Annotated in this window: 17 protein-coding genes, 1 tRNA gene and 1 pseudogene; 9 read left to right on the forward strand and 10 right to left on the reverse strand. The window is 62.9% G+C overall.

The window, feature by feature from the left end; genetic code table 11:
- Positions 1-26 precede the first annotated feature (26 nt).
- Positions 27-115 (reverse strand) — tRNA-Leu (locus tag JQ566_RS09790).
- 173 nt (positions 116-288) lie between these two features.
- Between JQ566_RS09790 and JQ566_RS09795 the strand changes: the two genes are divergently transcribed.
- On the forward strand, positions 289-699 hold the full coding sequence (locus tag JQ566_RS09795) for a twin-arginine translocation pathway signal (protein ID WP_212372022.1): 411 nt from the start codon (positions 289-291) through the stop codon (positions 697-699).
- A 25-nt stretch (positions 700-724) separates the two neighbouring features.
- Here JQ566_RS09795 and JQ566_RS09800 read toward each other — a convergent pair whose 3' ends face one another.
- Both JQ566_RS09800 and JQ566_RS09805 read right to left on the reverse strand, forming a co-directional pair.
- Complete coding sequence (locus JQ566_RS09800; RefSeq protein WP_212372023.1) at positions 725-1,927, reverse strand: FAD-dependent monooxygenase; 1,203 nt, start codon at positions 1,925-1,927, stop codon at positions 725-727.
- Between the two features lie 19 nt (positions 1,928-1,946).
- Complete coding sequence (locus tag JQ566_RS09805; RefSeq protein WP_008562814.1) at positions 1,947-2,192, reverse strand: zinc-finger domain-containing protein; 246 nt, start codon at positions 2,190-2,192, stop codon at positions 1,947-1,949.
- A 310-nt stretch (positions 2,193-2,502) separates the two neighbouring features.
- On the opposite strand from JQ566_RS09805, the gene JQ566_RS09810 reads away from it, so the two are divergent.
- Positions 2,503-3,639 (forward strand): hypothetical protein, encoded by a 1,137-nt coding sequence (locus tag JQ566_RS09810; protein ID WP_212372024.1) that lies wholly within the window; start codon positions 2,503-2,505, stop codon positions 3,637-3,639.
- Between the two features lie 264 nt (positions 3,640-3,903).
- On the forward strand, positions 3,904-4,659 hold the full coding sequence (locus JQ566_RS09815; protein ID WP_212372140.1) for an alpha/beta fold hydrolase: 756 nt from the start codon (positions 3,904-3,906) through the stop codon (positions 4,657-4,659).
- A 211-nt stretch (positions 4,660-4,870) separates the two neighbouring features.
- Here the strand turns inward: JQ566_RS09815 and JQ566_RS09820 are convergent, their stop codons facing one another.
- On the reverse strand, positions 4,871-5,257 hold the full coding sequence (locus JQ566_RS09820) for a nuclear transport factor 2 family protein (RefSeq protein WP_036035076.1): 387 nt from the start codon (positions 5,255-5,257) through the stop codon (positions 4,871-4,873).
- 843 nt (positions 5,258-6,100) lie between these two features.
- Positions 6,101-7,036, reverse strand: coding sequence for a LysR family transcriptional regulator (locus JQ566_RS09825; protein ID WP_212372025.1), 936 nt, complete (start codon positions 7,034-7,036; stop codon positions 6,101-6,103).
- Between the two features lie 107 nt (positions 7,037-7,143).
- Between JQ566_RS09825 and JQ566_RS09830 the strand changes: the two genes are divergently transcribed.
- A complete protein-coding gene (locus JQ566_RS09830; RefSeq protein WP_212372026.1) occupies positions 7,144-7,557 on the forward strand; it encodes a hypothetical protein in 414 nt (137 codons plus the stop codon).
- A gap of 119 nt (positions 7,558-7,676) precedes the next feature.
- Here the strand turns inward: JQ566_RS09830 and JQ566_RS09835 are convergent, their stop codons facing one another.
- Complete coding sequence (locus tag JQ566_RS09835; RefSeq protein WP_212372027.1) at positions 7,677-9,035, reverse strand: hypothetical protein; 1,359 nt, start codon at positions 9,033-9,035, stop codon at positions 7,677-7,679.
- Between the two features lie 284 nt (positions 9,036-9,319).
- On the opposite strand from JQ566_RS09835, the gene cysE reads away from it, so the two are divergent.
- Both cysE and JQ566_RS09845 read left to right on the forward strand, forming a co-directional pair.
- Complete coding sequence (cysE, locus tag JQ566_RS09840; protein ID WP_212372028.1) at positions 9,320-10,144, forward strand: serine O-acetyltransferase; 825 nt, start codon at positions 9,320-9,322, stop codon at positions 10,142-10,144.
- 130 nt (positions 10,145-10,274) lie between these two features.
- A complete protein-coding gene (locus JQ566_RS09845; RefSeq protein WP_007602550.1) occupies positions 10,275-10,493 on the forward strand; it encodes a DUF3126 family protein in 219 nt (72 codons plus the stop codon).
- A gap of 371 nt (positions 10,494-10,864) precedes the next feature.
- Here JQ566_RS09845 and JQ566_RS09850 read toward each other — a convergent pair whose 3' ends face one another.
- The 3 genes from JQ566_RS09850 to JQ566_RS09860 all read right to left on the reverse strand — a co-directional run bounded on the left by JQ566_RS09850 (position 10,865) and on the right by JQ566_RS09860 (position 15,378).
- A complete protein-coding gene (locus JQ566_RS09850; protein ID WP_212372029.1) occupies positions 10,865-11,974 on the reverse strand; it encodes an HlyD family secretion protein in 1,110 nt (369 codons plus the stop codon).
- 46 nt (positions 11,975-12,020) lie between these two features.
- Positions 12,021-12,683 carry a hypothetical protein gene (locus JQ566_RS09855; RefSeq protein WP_434057813.1) on the reverse strand — a complete coding sequence of 221 codons (663 nt, stop codon included), beginning with the start codon at positions 12,681-12,683 and terminating at the stop codon, positions 12,021-12,023.
- A 193-nt stretch (positions 12,684-12,876) separates the two neighbouring features.
- On the reverse strand, positions 12,877-15,378 hold the full coding sequence (locus tag JQ566_RS09860) for an arylsulfatase (protein ID WP_212372030.1): 2,502 nt from the start codon (positions 15,376-15,378) through the stop codon (positions 12,877-12,879).
- A gap of 642 nt (positions 15,379-16,020) precedes the next feature.
- Between JQ566_RS09860 and JQ566_RS09865 the strand changes: the two genes are divergently transcribed.
- From JQ566_RS09865 to JQ566_RS09875, 3 genes and pseudogenes are all read left to right on the forward strand, one after another.
- The gene (locus tag JQ566_RS09865; protein WP_212372031.1) at positions 16,021-17,094 is read left to right on the forward strand and encodes a SphA family protein; all 1,074 of its coding nucleotides are present in this window, start codon (positions 16,021-16,023) and stop codon (positions 17,092-17,094) included.
- Between the two features lie 36 nt (positions 17,095-17,130).
- A pseudogene (locus JQ566_RS09870) lies at positions 17,131-17,342 on the forward strand (transposase); the annotation flags it as partial.
- 11 nt (positions 17,343-17,353) lie between these two features.
- Complete coding sequence (locus tag JQ566_RS09875) at positions 17,354-17,836, forward strand: GNAT family N-acetyltransferase (RefSeq protein WP_212372032.1); 483 nt, start codon at positions 17,354-17,356, stop codon at positions 17,834-17,836.
- A gap of 267 nt (positions 17,837-18,103) precedes the next feature.
- Here JQ566_RS09875 and JQ566_RS09880 read toward each other — a convergent pair whose 3' ends face one another.
- Complete coding sequence (locus JQ566_RS09880) at positions 18,104-18,811, reverse strand: hypothetical protein (protein WP_212372033.1); 708 nt, start codon at positions 18,809-18,811, stop codon at positions 18,104-18,106.
- Between the last annotated feature and the right edge of the window lie 110 nt (positions 18,812-18,921).

Here is an 18,921-nt window from a genome sequence, read left to right on the forward strand (position 1 = left end):
CGTTCGAGCGTGCCGGGAAAAGGAAATGGTGCGGGCAGCCGGGGTCGAACCGGCACAGCGCTTGCGCACCGAGGGATTTTAAGTCCCTTGCGTCTACCAATTCCGCCATGCCCGCTTGATCCAACGAGATCAAACACTTAAGTCCATCGCGGCCGTCTGGAATTGGCGCGTTGCGTAGCCGGAGGGACCGTTCTTCCTTAAGCGAGCCGGGCGCACAAGGCAAAGCCTCAATCCGGACATCTGTTGTTGCTTTAGGCATTCTCAATCCACGGGGGCTATTCATCCGGCATGGCTGCTTCGTCTTTCTCTCCGCTGCGCGGCTTTGGCGCGCTCCTTGCGCTGCTTGCGGCTGGCGTCGCGCTGTCCGGCTGCGCCGGCATGAGCGAGACGGTCGCGCCGGCCTTTGCCGATCCCGCCAAATACGAATTGTACGACTGCAAGCAGCTGGAGGCTGAGCGCAAGGCGCTCGCCAAGCGCACCGACGATTTGCGGATGCTGATGGAGAAGGCCGAGACCGGGGCGGGTGGCGCGGTCGTGTCCGAGCTCGCTTATCGCAACGACTATGTCGCGGTGCGCGGACAGGCGCAATTGGCCGAGGAGGCCTGGCGCCGCAACAAGTGCCGGGAAACGCCGCCCGAGGCGACAGCTCCCACGGCCGCGACTAAACCCGCATCGAAATCCGGGAGAGCGGCCCACTGAGCCTACGCGCCGGCGGCGCTTCGCATCACGGCCGCCAGCCGTAGATCCAGTCCTGGCGCGCCAGCATGCGCTCCGGGCCGAGCGCACGGATCGCAAGATCGCGTGCGAATGCGAGCGCCCCGCCGAGATGATAGATGCGGCCCTGCTGCCGCGCGGTCCGCTGCACCCGCAATACCCGCCCCTGGCGTGCGCGGCCGTATTGCGTCAGCGCGGCGGCGATGCCGCTGGTGCTCTCGGCGGCCTCGAGGCTCAAATGCCGGGCGAGCACGGCGGCATCCTCGATCGCCATGCCGGCGCCTTGAGCTGCAAAAGGCAGCATCGCATGCACGGCATCGCCGAGCAGCGCCACCGGACCTTTGCTCCAGGGGCAACCGTCGGGCACGCCGAACAGCGCCCATTTCCGCCAGCTGTCGACCGGGGCGAGCATCATCCGCGCCGGCGGCGGCCAGCGCGGGGCGGCAAAGGCGTCCATCACCTCGCGCGGATCGCCGGGCGTGCTCCAGCCCGGCCGGTTCCAGGTGCCGGGCAGCACCGCGACCACGTTGATCTGGCGTCCGCCCGCAATGGGATAGGCGACCAGGTGGGCGTTCGGCCCCATCCAGAGCTGCACCCGGCGCGCGGCGTAGTCCTTCGGCAGTTGCGTGGCATCGAGCGTGCCGCGCCAGGCGATCAGCCCGGAGAAGCGCGGCTGCACCTCGGGAAACAGATGCTGGCGTACCGTCGACCAGATGCCGTCGGCGCCGATCAGGGCGCTGGCGAGATCGCTGCGGCGGATCGTGCCGCTGCGATGGACCACCGTCAGTCCCTTGGCGTGGGGCGCGACGTCCTCGAAGGTTGCACCCAGCTTCAGGTCGATATCGGGATGATCGGCAACAGCGCCGGCGAGTGCCGATTGCAGGTCGGCGCGATGCACCACCCAATAGGGGGCGCCGGCCCGCGCGGAAGCCGCTTCACCGAGCGGCATGCGCAGCAGCTCGCCGCCGGCGCGCGCGCTCATGATCGAGACCGCCTCCGGGGTCACCGCGCGCAACTTGAGGCGCTCGGTCAGGCCGAGCTCGACCAGCACGCGGCTCGCATTGGGGGAGAGCTGCAGGCCGGCGCCGACTTCCTCGAGACGCTCGGCCTTTTCCAGCACGACGATGCGGAAGCCGCGGGCCGCGAGCGCAAGCGCGGCCGTCAGGCCACCTATGCCGGCACCAGCGATGACAATCGTTCGGGAGAGCGCCACCCCTGACCGAAGGAAGCGGTCAGGCCACCTTGTCCTTCAGCACGCATTCCGGCGGGCGGGCTTCGCCCGGCTTCAGGTCGGCCGCGAAGCGGTACAGCGTCGAGCAGTAGGGGCAGATGATCTCGTTGTCGTTGCCGAGGTCGAGGAAGACGTGCGGATGATCGAACGGAGGGTTGGCGCCCACGCACATGAACTCTTGCGAGCCGATCTCGATGACGGGAACACCGGCATCGTTATGGAAGTGCGGGACGACATGGTCGGACATCGTAACTCATCCTGGAGTGGCAATGGCGGCAGACACAATCAACGACTGACGCGGCATCTTTGAGGCGCCGCGGACCATAAAGGCGGGTGCAGATGATTGCTAGTCCAGCGGAACCGAAAGCTCCGCAATCGCCCCATGCTCATTTGCTCATGCAAATTCGACACAATCTTGAGGCCTGAGAGAAGCCCTTCTTTCGTCGGGGACGTTGTGTCGCAATTTTGGCACACTATCTCTGGGGACGCATGCAATTTGCGACAAAAGACGAATCGTCAGGCTCGATCGATCCGAGGAACTGTCCAGGCTTTTCCACATGAAGTGGCTGCGAATCACCACAGCGCTGACCGGTATCGCGGCCTGCGGCTTCATGCTGGCGCAGGTCGCGCCGCACGCCCGAGAGGCCGGCGCGATCCTCGCTGCCCAGGATGATCCGGCTGCGCTCTCCGAGCTGAGGCTCGATGCGGTGCTGCGGCAGAACGACCGCCTGGTTCAGGACAACATCGAGGCTGCGCTTGCATCGGGCGATGCCGATCTCGCCGACAGTTTCGTTGCGCTGGCGCGTGATCGTAACATCGCGCTCCCCGACGACCTCCTGAGCCGCGTCAGCGATGCGGTGAAATTGGAGAGTTCCACATCGCATTTCGCCAAACGGTTCGCCACCGGTCTCGTCACCGGCAACGCGGACGATGTCGCGAGCCTGTCGGGAACGGTGGCGGGTGATCTGTTCGTGTTCGGCGACATCAGGGACGTGGTGCGCGAGGGCAAGCATCTTGCCATGGGCGAGGACACCGACCGCCTCGTGCTCTCCCTTGCGGCAGCCGGCCTTGCGGTGACGGCGGCAACCTACGTGTCCGTCGGCGGTGCGGCGCCGGTGCGCGCCGGACTGACGCTGGTGAAGGATGCGCGGAAGGTCGGACGGCTCGGCGAGGGGCTTGCCGCATGGGCCAGCCGGTCCGCCCGCGAGGTCGTGGATACGCCGGTGCTCCGGAACGCGGTCGCCAAGGGGTCCGTGTTCCGCCCGGGCGAGACCGTCAGCGCGATCAAGGCCGCCTTCCGGGCCGAGAAGGCCGGTGCGCTGGTCCGGCTCGGCAAGGACGTCACGCGCGTCGCCGAGAAGACCGGCACGCGCGGCGCGATGGATACACTGCGGATCGCCGAGGGCCCGAAGGACGTCGCGCGCGCGGCGCGGCTTGCTGAAGCGCAGGGCGGCAAGACCCGCGCGATCATGAAGCTGCTCGGCCGGGGCGCACTGCTGCTCGTCGGCGGCGCGTTCGATCTGGCGCTCTGGCTGCTCAGTGCGGCACTGACGCTGTTCGGCCTTCTCTCCTCCATCAAGGCGACGACCGAGCGCCTGACGCAGGCCTGGTGCGATCGTAAGAGAGCGCGGCGGCTCCACCGCGCGCAGATCGCAGCCGAAGCCGCTCTGGCAAGTGCGACTCTCAAGGCCTAAAGCGCGACGGAATTGGGGTAAATCGTCGGCGTACTCCGGGTTATTGTTTGAGCATGATCTCCGCGCAGGCGCGGTCCGCGTTTGTCGCGAGGAAAAACCGCTGCACACTTTTCCGGATCATGCTCTAAGATCAGGCTCTCCCAAAAGCATGATCCGGAAAAGTGCGCGGCGGTTTTCCGGAAAGATCATGCTTAAACAACAACCTAAAGGGCGATGACGATTCATCCCAATCGCATCGCGCTTTGGAGACCTCTGGAACTGATGATGCCGAGCTTTCACAACGGCGCCGTTGAAATTGCCTATCTCGACGAAGGCGAGGGCGATCCGATCATCTTGGTGCACGGCTTTGCCTCCAGCAAGAACGTGAACTGGGTCTATCCGACCTGGGTTTCGGAACTGCGCAAGAACGGCCGCCGCGTGATTGCGCTCGACAATCGCGGCCACGGCGAAAGCGCAAAGCTCTACGAGCCCGCACAGTACTCGATCCCGACCATGGCCGGCGACGTGCTCGCGCTGATGGATCACCTCGCCATCCCGCGGGCCGACATCATGGGCTATTCGATGGGGGGACGGATGGCGGCATGGCTCTCCCTCAACGAGCCGCAGCGTTTGCGCTCGGCGATCCTCGGCGGCATCGGCATCGGCGGCCTGATCGAGGGCACCGGGCCCGGCGAGAACGTCGCCAAGGCGCTGGAGGCGCCCTCGCTGGATGACGTCACCGATCCCGTGGGGCGCACCTTCCGTGCGTTCGCCGACCAGACCCGCTCCGATCACCGCGCGCTTGCCGCCTGCCTCCGCGGCACGCGCGACCTCATGACCAGGCAGGAAGCCGCGCGCATCGAGGTGCCGGTGCTGATCGCAGTCGGCTCCACCGACGACGTCGCAGGAAGTGCCAGCGCGCTCGGCGCGATCATCCCCGGCTCGGAAGTGCTGGACATTCCGGGCCGCGACCACATGCGCGCGGTTGGGGACAAGGTCTACAAGACCGGCGTGCTCGACTTCCTCTCCCGCCGCGGCTGAGGCGATCTTGGCTGAGACGATCGGGTCGTTGCCCAATTTATCCTGAAATGTCCCATCACAAGGCAGAGCTATCCACTTCCTTCGGGCGACCGTCAACGCCTTCATGCGCAGATATCTGGAGTCCGCTAGGGGCGCTGATGAGACGAGACGTCGGCTCGAAGCTGGTAGGATAGGAACGTCGGCAAAGGGCCACATTCGGACATGTGCGTCGTTAGGCTGACGAAGGTCCTTCAACAATCTTCCAATACGAGTCCTTGCGGATCACCTCGTCCGCGCGAAAAGTGTAAAAGTCACATCCTCGGACCTCGATCTTTTTTCCTTCGCCTGTAGTGCCCGTTAGCGTCCATTTTGAAATTCCCGTGTTTGCCATCGTATCCACAAAATGCTCGGCGTCGCCGTAGTGAACATCCGGTAAGCCTTCAAAGCGCGTCGCGAGCCCGTCTCGTACGTTGCGTTTGCCCTCGAAGCGGGAGCCCCAAGGCTTGCTTCCCCTCGGCATCTCCAAGACACAATCGTCAGCAAAGAACTCCATGATGGAATCCAAGTCGTGCGCGTTGAACGCTTCACACAGCGCCGTCAATTTCGATCGAATGTCCATCCTTCCCTCCATCGAGTTCTCGGAAGGGATACAATAACACAAGGGCACACAGGTGAGTTGAAGGGCCGATTAGACGTCTGGTCGATGTCGCCTTCGGGTCAAAACGTGAAGAACTCAGGTTGAGCAAATCTGGTCCGCTCTGGCTCAACGAGCGGACTTCCGACCGGCAAGGCGCAACTTCGCAGATGGGCCACAAGCGGACTACGTGAGAACGTAGAGCCGAGCTGTCAGGTCTACCTTATCTGCTCACGTGACGGACAAGCAGAACCACAACGCACATCGCCGCTATTGAAATAGCGAAAGATAGAGGCACTACGGGAAATGTACGCGACGAACTTTCGCTCACAAACAGGTGCTGCAACGTAATCGCTGTCAACTTCCAAACAAAGAACCAAAGTATCCCAAGGCCAGCGGCAGCGATCGATGTAGAACCAACACCACCCTCTCTGTGAGCGGACGAAGCAAGCTCGACCGAGGCCGATGCTTGCTCGCTGGTTGAGCTGTTGGCTGATATGGGCGCTCGCAGCAGCAAGAACGCCAATACGGTGAAGAGGGCGATGATACTAACTGCGAGGGTTAGAAGCGCCAAACCCAATTTGTGATCCTCCCTCGCTCGTCCGACTTAGCTTGACTCACCTTCGGTTGCGCGAAGCCAGCACGTCAATCGATCCTGCCTCAGATGATCAATTTTCGATGAACAGTTCGTCCGCTTGGGGTCACAAGCGGACAAATCGGCGGACATCGCGGAAGGCCGGCAAAAGGCCAAGAGGGGGCTTCGCCTACCAATCCCTAGGACCTTTTGCTCAGTTTCTTGGCGGCTAGATTTCGGTGACGACCGCTACTTCACACCGCCTTGTCGCTGAACGCGGCGGGAAGCGTGGTGAGGAATGATATGACGCGCTGTGTGCGCAGGGGCGGGCGGCGGCCCGAGGTGCGCAGCATCCATAGGGGTTCCCCAGGCGCGCGCCAGGGCGCCAGCACTTCGACCAACCGGCCGGTGCGAAGGTCTTCGTTGACGAGCCACGCTGGCCCCCAGCCGACCCCGAACCCATTCGCGATCAAACCGAGCGAAGCATGCGCGTCGTCGCAAATGTGCTTGGGCTTGGGCGTGACGCGAATGGGTCCTTTGCCGCGCGGGTCGGCGAAGCGCCAGGTCAGGATCTGACCGCTCGCGGGATTCCGGAAGCCGACGTGGTCGTGCGCGGAGAGCTCGTAGGGAGTCGCCGGCGCGCCGCGCGCGTTCAGATAGGCAGGCGAGGCGCAAGCGATCCAGGAGAACGTGCAAAGCCGCCGCGCCTGATGGCCGGGCGCGCGGTCGAGGGGCCCCGAGCGGATCGCGACGTCGACGCCTTCCGCCGCGAGATCGAGAATCTCGTTGCGGAATTTGACCTCGATCTCGATTTCCGGCCGTTCCCGCAGGAACGCGGGCAGTCGCGGCAGGATGCAGGCGCGCGCGAACGAGGCGGGGGCGGTCACGCGCACCCGTCCGCCATCGTCGCGCGCGACTTCGCCGAGCGCGGATTGGACACGGGCGAGACTTTCGACCAACGCGCGTCCCGCCGTCATCAGCCTGTCGCCCTCTTCGGTCAGCGCCAACGAATGGGTGGAGCGATGCAAAAGCCGCAACCCGTGAGCCTTTTCGAAGCGGGCGACCGCCTTGGACATCGCCGAGGTGGTCGTCCCCGCCCGCCGCGCGGCTTCGGCGAAGGAGCCCGCCTCGACGACGCGGACGAAGGCGAGGAGACGCGAGAGGTCCGGAGGTAAAGTCGTTGTGGACATACAGTCCACATAGTTATGGCTGGACGGTCACTACAAGAGCCATTCCCGAACGGCTAATCAGGGAGCGTCGGCGCGCATTCTGCGGCGCTGGAAATGCGGGAAGTCCCATGAACCTCATCGAAATCACCCTGCAAGCCCTTGACGCCGCCGAGCGCGCGATTCCATCCGGCCAGCCGATTTATATGCTCAATCTGCTGCGCTACCGCGCGCATGCGCGTTACGAGGACGGATTCGACGCCGCGCCCTGCTCGGGCCGCGAAGCCTTTCATGAACGCTACAGGCCGGCATTCCGGCGTCTCGCGGCCGGTAAGCCGCTCGTGCGGATGTTTTCCGTGCCGGTCCTTGCGAGCCTCGTCGGCTCGCCAGGCGAACGCTGGGACGAAGCGGCGATCAATGAATACGGCGATTTCGCCACCTTCCGCTCGATCGTCGACACCGAGACCTACCGTCGCGAAGCCGCCCCGCATCGGCACGCGGCGCTCGAGGATTTCCGGCTGTTCGCGCTCGCCAAGGCGATGTGAAATTACGAAATTGCGGTCATCTCGAAAGACGAGGCGCTTGCTCAGGCCGTCCGAAAAGTCATACGCGATAGCCCTGCGCAAGCGGGAGAGGGGGCGTATCTCGTTGTCGCGATCAAAGTTCATCCAGCTTTGGCATCATCGCCCCACCGCCGCGCCAGCGCCATCAGTACCACGAACGTCGCAACCCACACCATCCGCGCGCCGTAGCGGTCGTGAGGCCCTGAGATCACGCCGCAGATGAAGGCGTTGCCGAGCAAGGCCAGCGTCACTGTCGCCGCCAGCAGCGTCAGATCGTCGAGCCGGCGCTTCGCCAGCGCATGCGCGAGCAACCAAACCAGCGCCAGCATCGAGGCCAGCGCGACGGGGACGTGCAGCCAATTGACGTAAACGAAATCGATGTCCCAGTGCTGCTGCCGCGCCGCCCGCATCGGCGCGACCTGCGCGGGGATGTAGCGCTCGATGATGCCGTAGGTGTGCGGGATCCAGCCATTGGTGCCTTCGCCGGTCGCCACATGCAGCAATTGCTGTCCCATCGCCCGCAGCGCCGCGCCGGCCTGCCAGGCCGGATAGTCCTTGAGCGAATGCACGACGATGTAGCCCATCTCCTCATTGAGCCCATCGAAGCGGCCGAGCGTGTTGAACATGCTCTTGCCCCACAGGAATTCGTCGGCGCTCGCCGGCAGCTCGTTGCGATAGGGACAGAGCTTGTAGCGTTCGCGCGGGCAATGGTCGTTGAGATAGCGCGCAACGATGCCGTCCTGCATCATGCGGCCAAAGGCGACGCCGTAACCGCCGGGCGTCCAGGCCAGCTTGCCGGACAGAGCATAATTCGCCGACACCAGCATCAGGCCGCCGGCGACGATGGTGAGGCTGGCCTGCGCCAATCCGGCGAGCGGAAGGCGCTCCTTGAGAAACGGCCGCACCATCCAGCCGGCGACGCACAGCCCCAGCAGCACGCCGAGCGTGGCGCTGTGGGTCGCGGCGGCAAAGGCGGTGAACACGAACAGCGAGATCTTCTCGATCGTCGAGGTGCGGCTTGCGCCGACCACCAGCAGGAACAGCGACAGCACCGAGAGCCCGGCAAAGATGTCGGTGAGCAGCATGCTCGCAAGCCAGGGCAGGGCGGTCGACAGGATCAGGCCGAGGCCGATCGCGACGAAGCGGAAGGTCTGCATCATCGAGAGCACGCGAAGGGTGAGCTGCAGCAGCCACAGCGTCGCCAGCGACTGGGCGGCGAGATTGATCCAGAAGCCGAAACTCTCGCCATAATGCAGATAGAGGCCGAACACCGTGGAGCGGCTGGGGACGAGGTAGCCCTCGTACCAGCGCGCCAGATACCCGCCGGTATCCCATTGCAGCAGCGGATAGCCGTTCCAGAACGCCGGCGCGATCATCAGGAGGGGCAGGGCCACCGCCGCAAGCCGCAGCCAAAACGTATCAGCGGCGCGCGCGCGCAATTGATCGGTGGTGATGCTCAAATCGGCTCCCGTCTCGCTCGGACATGACCGCAATAACGGCTCGGAGAGAATTCACCAATAGTTTGACGCCGCCCGGCTTGAATTTGGTAAAACTCTGACCACTTTGAGCCGACCTTGCCGCTTGGGGCGTCAGAAGAAACTGTTGTGTTTCAAGGCCTTGGCATGCTCCGTGGGGCAGGGTGCTGTTCACTCTCAGGCAAGCCCGTCAGGACTTTGTCGCCTAGACTGTGCTATACAGCCAGCAAAAGACGTCCATTCGAGAGAGCAATCCCAAGAGAAAATCCATGGCAGTGCATCAGGTCAATCCGGGAGGAAAGCTCGCATCGCTCGATCCGATCTGGGACCGGATCCGCGGCGAAGCCGAGGACATCGTCCGTCGCGAGCCGGAGCTTGCGACCTTCATCTATTCGGCGGTGCTGCATCACGGCCGACTGGAAGATTCGGTGGTTCACCGCGTCGCCGACCGGCTCGATCACTCCGCGCTTTCGGGCGATCTCGTGCGCCAGGCTTATATTGAGGCGCTGCGCGACGACCCTGATATCGGCAACGCCTTCCGCGCCGATCTCGTTGCCGTCTACGACCGCGATCCCGCGACCTCGCGCTTCATCGATCCCTTGCTCTACTTCAAGGGGTTTCACGCCATCCAGACCCATCGCCTCGCGCACTGGCTCTATCTGAAGGGCCGCAAGGATTTCGCGTATTACCTTCAGAGCCGGTCGTCGGCGGTGTTCCAGACCGACATCAATCCCGCCGCGCGCATCGGCCGCGGCATCTTCCTCGACCACGCCACCGGCTTCGTCTGCGGCGAGACGGCGGTGATCGAAGACGACGTCTCGATCCTGCACGGCGTCACGCTCGGCGGCACCGGCAAGGAGAACGAGGATCGCCATCCGAAGATCCGCCATGGCGTGCTGATCGGCGCCGGGGCGAAGATCCTCGGCAATATCGAGATCGGCCATTGCGCACGCATCGCCGCCGGCTCGGTCGTGGTCAAGCCGGTGCCGCACAACGTCACCGTCGCGGGCGTGCCCGCCAAGATCGTCGGCGAAGCCGGCTGCGCCGAGCCGTCGCGCACCATGGACCAGATGATCAACGCCATGGGGCTTTGAAACCTGGATCGATGCTAAAGAGGGCCGGATTTTCCGGCTCTTCCGTCCCCAAATTCTTTGGCAATTCATGCTGGCGGTTCGTCGCATCTCGTCCTAAAACCCGCCGACCATTTTCGATCGGAGACTTGCCGTGGACGTCAAAGAAGTCAGAAAGTTAGATGCGTATCTGAAGCGCGTATTCGGCAATCCCAAGATCCGCGTCGTGCCGCGGCCGAAGAAGGACGATTCCGCCGAAGTCTATATCGGCGAGGAGTTCATCGGCGTGCTGTTCGTCGACGACGAGGACGACGATCGCTCGTTCCAGTTCCAGATGGCGATCCTCGAGGACGACCTCGTCGATCAGGAGTAGTTGTTGTTACGCCGTCATCGCGAGCGAAGACGAGCCTTCGCCATGCGCGGCGTTCGTGTCCCGGACGCACTGCAACGCCCCATAGCGCGTCGAAGACGCGCGCAAACGCGCTTACGGCGTTGCAGTGCAGAGCCGGGACCCAAAGCCGCACGGCATATTTCTGCAATATGGGCCCCGGCTCAGCAGCGCGCCGTCGAAGAGCGCTTCGTAAACATCGATTTCTCCACTAACTGTCGTTAGCTGCAGTGTGTCCATCGAGCGACAGCGACGCTGCACGTCAGGAGCGCCGCCACGGACAAACTAATTCGGTGAATCGCTAGCTAGACTGGTTTTCGTGCTCCCGCGGCCCTGCCCACGGACGACCCAGGCTATTAGAGATACGCCGTATAAGAGCTGATCCAGACCAGGATCGACATGAGCAGGCCAATGACGCCGGCATTCTCCGCAAATACGGTGGCGGTGCCGGGCATCCCGAGCCTGAGCTGGCTGCGGTCGAAGTCCTTCGGAATGGAAATAACCGCCGGATAGGTCTTGGCGCCGCGGATCGAGCTTACCCGTGCCAGCATTCCTGAGACGGCGATCTGGCCTTCACCCACACCCTGCGGGATAGTCGCAATCGTCGCGTCATGGATACGGCCGGGGTCATCGTCGAACACGAGCTTGACCCGTGCGCCGGGCTTGATGGTTTGGAATCCGTTCGGCGAAAACATGCCGACGATGACGATTTCGTCGGCGACGATGAACGACATTACCGAACGGGCCTGCACGGCGCGGTCGCCAACTGTCAAGGCCATCACCGTAACGGCGCCGTCAGCGACCGCGCGGATGGTCGTCTGCTCCAGCTCCCACCTGGCATTGTCGAGCTGGGCCTGAATCTGCGCAACGGTGGTGTTGACGCCACCGATCTGCGAATCCATGGCGAGCTTGGCGTTGAGTTGCGCCGCCTTGGCGGCCTGCAGCTGAAATTGCACCGTCTCTTGCTGGACCTGCGTGTCCTGCAACCGGAATTCGCTTTGCGCTCCTTCGCCGGTCATCTGCTCATAATCGGCGAGCCGCTTGTTGTGATAGGCCAGCTGCTTGGCCAGTCCGTCGGCATTGGCGCTCGCCTGCTCGTAGGTGGCCTTGAGCTGCAGCACCTGCTGCTTGGCGCCGGCCAGCGACGCCTCGAGCTGGTCTACCTTATACTGAAACGGTGCGGGATCGATGCGGAACAGGACCGCGCCGGCTTTCACCGGTTGGTTTGGCTTGACCGGTATATCGATCACTTGGCCGGAAACATTCGGCGCAACCTCTATGACGGGCGATCCAACGACAAAGCTTCCCGATGGCGTCAGGTAGTTGAACATCGCCAAGAACACCGCGAGGATAAACGCGCCGATCAGCACCGCCACGGTGCCGGAGCCCCAACCCCACCGGACCAGCTTGAGCCTGGAGAAGACGAGCCACACCAGGACCAGGTAGAGGGTGAGGATGATAAGCATGGCCGTCTCCGGTGCAGAAGCCCTTGCAGGCGCCTGCTCAGTCGCTTCAATAGCAAGGCGGATAGGGGTAATAGCCGCAGGCCGGGCGGCCGTAGCCGTACGCATAGGGCGCGGCGTATGCAGCCGCTCCGAGTGCGCCGGCATACATCGCTCCGCGGAACGCAGAGCGGCGCGCAACGCCGGCAAACGACAGCGGCGTAAACGGCCGGCCGATGATGTCGATGAAGACGGCAGCCCCGCCATCCGCTCCGGTGAGATCGCCTTCGAGGGTCTGAACACTGAAGGTCAGCTTGTCGCCCTCGAGCTTCGGGTTCTTCAGCACCACCACGGCGTCCTTCACCGAGCCATCCTTGCTGAGGACGGACACGGTGGCGTTCGGTGGATTCTTGGCGAAGCTGTCGTCACCCGATCCCCATTCCGCGATGACGTCGGCGGTCGGCTGATGGCCGGCTGCTCTCACCGGACGATCGGCAAAGATGATGGCGCTCGGCGTTACGCCGATCAGTGTCAGGATGTCCCCTTGCAGCGTTGCGCCGCGGGAATTCAAAACGAACAGGGAGGGCACGATGTCCGGCTTGGCCGCAGCGGTGGGTGTGCCGATCGTTTTCATGGATGGCTGCGCGGGGGCGGTTTGCGCAACGGCTGTCTCCATGCCCAGCGCCATCGTTGCTGCCAGCAGGCCGGCGATCTGAACCATTCTTACGCTCATCATGTCTGCGTCTCCTGTTGGGAATTTGGCTTCAGTCCTCTCGCAACTTGCTTTCGTGGAAGGTCACAGGCGGCGAGCACAACGAGGTGCAATAGCCGCTGATATGAGTCGCCGGGTCACGTCCGTGGTAGCGCTTCACATGGACAGGCAGCCCCGTAGGGCCGCCTGCAGTTCGCGTCGTCGCCGATAATGCTTATTGCCTTTCCCGCATTGTCTTCGCGACCGTCTCCTTGTCTGCGGGTGACATCTCGTTCGGCCCGAGCTTCACCGTCAGCTTGCTGATCTTGCCGGTGAAGCGGAACGGCACCTGGTAGTCCTGCTCGTCCACCGACGTGCCGGTGTCGAGGCCGACATTGAAGTACTCGTCCCACGCATTGGTGATGGGCAGACTGCGCGGCATGGGACGGCTGTCCACGGCCTTGCCGTCCAGCTTCAGGACACCGGTGCCGCCCTTGCCGAGGCCCGGACCGTCATATTTCCAGTCGAACTCCAGCGTGTGCTTGCCCGGCACGAGAGCATCCTTGCCCTGCCACTTGACGCGCTCCAAGCCAACCAGATTCCAGGTGAACACGGGCCGGCCCTTCAGCAGATAGAAGCCATAGCCGGCGAACCGGCCGCCGTCGGTGACCAGCATGCCCTCACCGCCGCCTTGGGGAATGTCCACCTCGGCCGTGATCGTGTACGACCGGTTCAATAGGCTGGGCGCGGCACCGGTCACAGGGAACGGCACGTTGGAGAGCTCGCCGGTATAGGTGAAGACGGTCCGGTCAGGGGCGTAGCTCGGCTTTGCCGAGATGAATCGACCGAGAATGGAGTCGTCGAGTGGGAAGACCTGGTATTTGGTCGCCTCCAGCGTGAAAAGCTGCTGCATGTCACGCAATTTGTCCGGCATCTTGGCGCCGAGGTCGTTGGCCTGCGTCCAGTCGTCTTTGAGATTGTACAGCTCCCATGTGAAGCCGTTCATGACATCGGCGGGTGGCTTTTCCAATGTGATGATCCAGGGCGCGAGCGGCGGAGGGGTCGATGCGATCCAGCCGTCGTGATAGATGGCGCGCTTGCCGAACATCTCGAAGTACTGCGTCGTGCGTGTCGAGGGCGCATTGGCATTCGCCTTGTCCCACGAGTACGCCATGCTCACGCCTTCAATCGGCTTCTGGGCGACGCCATTGATCATCACCGGCTCCGGCAGGCCAGCCGCTTCGAGGATCGTCGGCACGACGTCGATCACATGGTGGAACTGGTGGCGGATGCCGCCGGCGTCCTTGATGTGAGAAGGCCAGGCCATAGCCATGCCGTTGCGCGTGCCACCGAAATAGGATGCGACCTGCTTGGTCCACTTATACGGCGTGTCCCAGGCCCAGGCCCAGCCCACCGCGTAGTGCGGATAAGTCTGATCGGAGCCCCAGGCGTCGTAGAACTTCATGTTCATTTCGACGGTCGGGTGCACGGCATTCGCAACGGCGAACTCGTTGAACAGGCCATGGAGCGTGCCTTCCGGGCTCGCGCCGTTGTCGCCGCTGACGTAGATAACGAGCGTATTGTCGAGTTTGCCGGTGTCCGCGACGGCCTGGATCACGCGACCGATCTCGTGGTCGGTATAGGCGAGGTACGCCGCATAGACGTCGGCCTGCCGGATGTAGAGCTTCTTTGCCTCGGGCGACAGCGTGTCCCACTTCGGAATGCTGTCCGGCCAGGCCGTGAGCTGGGCGCTCTGCGGAATCACGCCGAGCTTTTTCTGATTGGCGAAGATTTGCTCGCGCAGCTCGTTCCAGCCCTTGTCGAACAAATGCAAGTCGCTGATCTTCTTGATCCACTCGGGCGTCGGATGGTGCGGCGAGTGCGTGCCGCCGGGCGCATAGTAGATCATGAAGGGACGGTCGGGCTGGACGTCGTTCAGCATCTTGATGCGCCCGATCGCCTCGTCGGCCATGGCAGTGATCAGGTTCCAGCCGGGATTGCCCATAAAGGGCTGGATCGGAGTGGTGTTGCGGAACAGGTTGCCCGGCTGCCACTGGTTGGTGTCGTCGCCCGCAAAACCATAATAGTAGTCGAAGCCCTTGATGGGGCCGGTCGGCCAGTTGTGGAAGGGGCCAGCCTGGCTCGCCTCCCACTGCGGCAAATTGTGATCCTTGCCGTACCACGACGTGTCATAGCCGTTCTGCCGGAGGATCTCGCCGATGGCGACGGCGTCGCGCGGGATAACGCTGTTGTAGCCCGGGTAGCCGGTCGCCTGATCGACGACAACGCCGGTGGCCACCGAGTGATGGTTGCGGCCGGTGAGCAGCGCGGCCCGCGTCGGCGAACAGAGCGCCGTGGTGTGGAACGCGGTGTAGCGCAGGCCAGTCTCGGCGATGCGGTCCAGCGCCGGCGTCGGGATGACGCCGCCGAAGGTGGACGGCGCGGCAAAGCCCACGTCATCGGTCATGATCAACAGAATGTTCGGCGCGCCCTTCGGCGGCACGACGCGCGCCGGCCAGTACGGCTTCGATTGCACGGCGTTGGGACTGATCTCGCCCTTGAACGGCGGCGGCGGATTCGGCAGGTACCTGCCGTCGATCGTAGTGGTCGCGCCGGGTGAGCCCGGCGTGCCGGCGACTTGCTGGGCTTGGGCGTCGAGGGCTGGCAATGGTATCAGCAAGAGAGCAGCAAGCAGACTGCGCGAGGTGAATCGGTGATGCAGATTCCAGACGCTCATGGCTAACTCCTGAAACTGAAATGATGCGTTTGGCTGGGCGGAAAATCCTCTCCTTGTCGGAAAGTCGTGACCCCTGCCTGAACCAGGGGTGATCTAGCTAGTTCGAAGACGGTACGCGGCTGCACTCTTACCAGCTCGCGTTCATAGCTATCGCAAAACGAATGCTGGAGCCGGGACGAGCTCCCAAAAAAGAGCATTCAGATCGCGCGCGACTGTCGGGTGAGTGTTGATCCAAGTCAATGAAATCCGAATGACACCGGAGACGTCGCGACGTCTGCCGCTTCGACAAGGAGGAAATATCTCGCAGCACTCTTTGTGACTCGCGGGTCTCTAGTGGTTGGCGGGGCACGATAAGATTGAGCAAGGTGATGGCAGCACTGCAGATTTGGCAGCGTTCAATATCCGCCGGTGGTTAGGTTCATACGTAGCATTTTGCGAAAGGCACTATCCCCCATACCGGAATCCGTTCGGTCAACGGTGCTGTCGGTATTTCCACGGGCGCTCGAAGCAGCGTCGCACCTGAGTGACTCTAACGCAACAGCAGAGCTAAATCCGACGAGGTCGCGACCTCAGGGCGAGACATTGAAACGCAGATCGATACATTTTCATTCATCGATAAATTGTAATTTGAAGGATACGCAGATGACGCGGTGCATATCCGAACCAAAATCTCATCATCGGCTTACTGGCGCAACAATCGGCTTGGCAGTGGCATTGGCCGGACTCCTGTCCAGCGCTGCATATGCCGATGAGGACGGTGTTTCGTACTGGCTTCCGGGACGGTTCAGCAGCCTTGCGGCAGTCCCTGGCGTCCCCGGCTGGTCAATGGCCGAGGTCTATTATCACACCAGCGTGTCGGCCTTCGGTCGCGTCGCCGCGGCAAGAGAAATTCGCGTCGGCCGAATCCCGGCCAACATCAACGTCGATTTGAATCTGCATTTGAATGCGCAGGGAGATCTTGTCCTGCTCAATCCAACCTACACGTTCGCAACGCCGGTGCTCGGCGGACAATTGGCCATCGGCATCACCGGCGTGTTTGGCCGATCTGCCGCGACGCTCGACGGAACGCTAACGGCGGCGGTCGGGCCGCTCTTCGTAACGCGCACGGGCACTCTCTCCGATTCAATTACCTCGGTGGGCGACCTCTATCCGCAAGCGACGCTGAAGTGGAACGCCGGCGTTCACAATTTCATGACCTATCTGACCGGCGACATTCCGGTTGGCGCCTACTCGCCAACCCGTCTTGCCAACCTTGGAATCGGTCACGGCGCAATCGACGGCGGCGGCGGGTACACCTATTTCAATCCGCAGTTGGGTCATGAATTCTCGGCGGTCGCCGGCTTCACCTACAATTTCAAGAATCCTGACACGCAATACCAGAGCGGCATCGATTTCCACATTGATTGGGGTGCTTCGCAGTTTCTCTCGAAGCAGCTCTTTGTCGGGCTGGTCGGCTACTACTATCAACAGATCACGGACGATTTTGGTCAGAATCCAATTCTGGGCGGTTTCCGGTCGCGCGTGGTGGGAGTCGGCCCTCAGGTCGGATATCTGTTTCCGGTTGGAGACTGGCAGGGATATTTGAACTTGAAGGGCTATGGCGAGTTCGCTGCAGAAAATCGGCCGGCCGGCTGGAATACCTGGCTGACTTTCTCGCTGTCGCCGATGGCACCCACCAGCACCGTGGCGCCGACGCGACGGATCGTGACGAAGTAATTAAAGCTCTTGAGCAAGACCAAGCTCCCGTCATCTCATGCGTTTGTGGATACAAACGGTCTGCCGGTCCGACTTGCCCTGACGCCCGGCGAAGCTCATGACAACGGCTTGCCGGAAAGCTCATGTCTCACCTCAGGGCTGGATCGCTGCTGCTTGCCGACTGCGGCTATGACGCGGATTGGATTAGAGAGCTTGCCATGAGAAAAGGTGCATGGGCCAATATCCCGCCCAAGAGCAATCGCAATAACCATCGATTTGGATGCCAGCGTTTTTTGAAATTGCCCGCCTGACCGAAGAGTCGGGTCTGTCGAAGACGATCGCCGCGCTTCAGTTCGCGTTCTGGGGGCCGCTGACAGGCTACGACTCGGCCGCAAACTACGAACAGTTTCTTAGCCGCGCGGCTTGCTCGCGCCAATTGCCGGAAGTTCTGGTTGCCCGGCGTGGCACGACGTATCTTGGCTCGGTCAATCTGCTCGCCAGCGAGATGACGACACGCCCTGCGCTGTCGCCGTGGATGGCACAGCTGTTTGTGCCCGCCACAGAGCGCAGTCGAGGCATTGGAAACGCGCTCATCGATGCCGCCGTAGCGCGCACTGCGGAGTTGGGCTATCGACGGCTGTATCTCTACACGTCGGGTACCTTGCCGGGCTATTATGCTTCCCGCGGTTGGCAGCCGATCGAGGAGCTTGAATATCTCGGCAAGACGCGGGTCATCATGGCGTACGAGCTGCCCCTGCTCTGAGAGCAACGCACCATCAATCAATGTCCCATCGTGCCATTCTGCCCCTGTTTTGCCCGACGAGTCAAATTCAATTCGAAAAATACGAAGTCGCGGAAGGCGGATTAAGTTTTCGCGAGGCACGAGATGTGCCGCCGCATCATTCAAACCGGTCACCGCATGTCAGACCAGGCTTCTAAAAATACGAAGTCGTGCCAAGCGCTTGGCTACTGTGCATGGGGTTGTTTTCGAAGTTTTTGTTTTTGGAAGGCCTAGGCCACGCGGCCGCGCTCAGCCCCGCGGCCCGCGCAGCTGCGCCGTCAGCTTCTCCATCGCATCCGCCACGTCGCGCCATTGTGAGAGCCAGCTCCGTGGAAAGCGGAAGGTGAGGTCGGCGCCGCCGACGCGGCGCTCGGCGAGGCACATGCCCGGGGTGGCCGCATCGCGCGTGCAGCGCGCCGTCAGCGCGGGGCTTGCAGCGGAATAGAGGTCCTCGCTGCCGTAAGGCGTGTCGGTGCGGAACATCCGCATCGTCAGGCCGTCCACAGGCATCGCGGCGGCCTGGTCGAGATAGCGCGGATAGATCGTGGCGGTTCGCTGCTCGGGCGAGAGCGCATCGTGATGGGCCGCGATCGACAGGAAGATGCGGTCGATCGATTGCACTGCCGCTTCCACCGTGTCGGCGGTGACGTGCTTCGGCGCGCCGGGCGGCTCCAGCGAGGGATAGAGGAAGTCGAGATCGATGCGTTCCTGCGGCCCCGAGTGCCGCTGGATCTTCATCCGGATCGCGGTCACCGGCAGGTTGAACAGCGTGCCGCCGACGCTCACCGGCAGCTTGTCCGGGGCGTTCGCGCCCCGGCTGCCCCAGGTCGGCCACAACAGATAGGCGACGAGCGCGACTGCACACGCCGCAGCAGCGCCGCCGAGCACGATCGGGACGACATGCGCCCGGGTGCGCGTGCGGGGGGACCTGAGGGAAGCTGCCGAGAACACCGTCATGGATTGCGCAAGTCGAGCCGGAGGTCGGCCGATGGCCGACGAATCAGCGGCGAATATGCCATGCGACGGCGCTTTCGCGCAGCGTTCCCGGCTGCGGCCAACGGGACGGC

Source organism: Bradyrhizobium sp. SZCCT0231 (genome assembly GCF_018130245.1).
Classification (GTDB): domain Bacteria; phylum Pseudomonadota; class Alphaproteobacteria; order Rhizobiales; family Xanthobacteraceae; genus Bradyrhizobium; species Bradyrhizobium japonicum_F.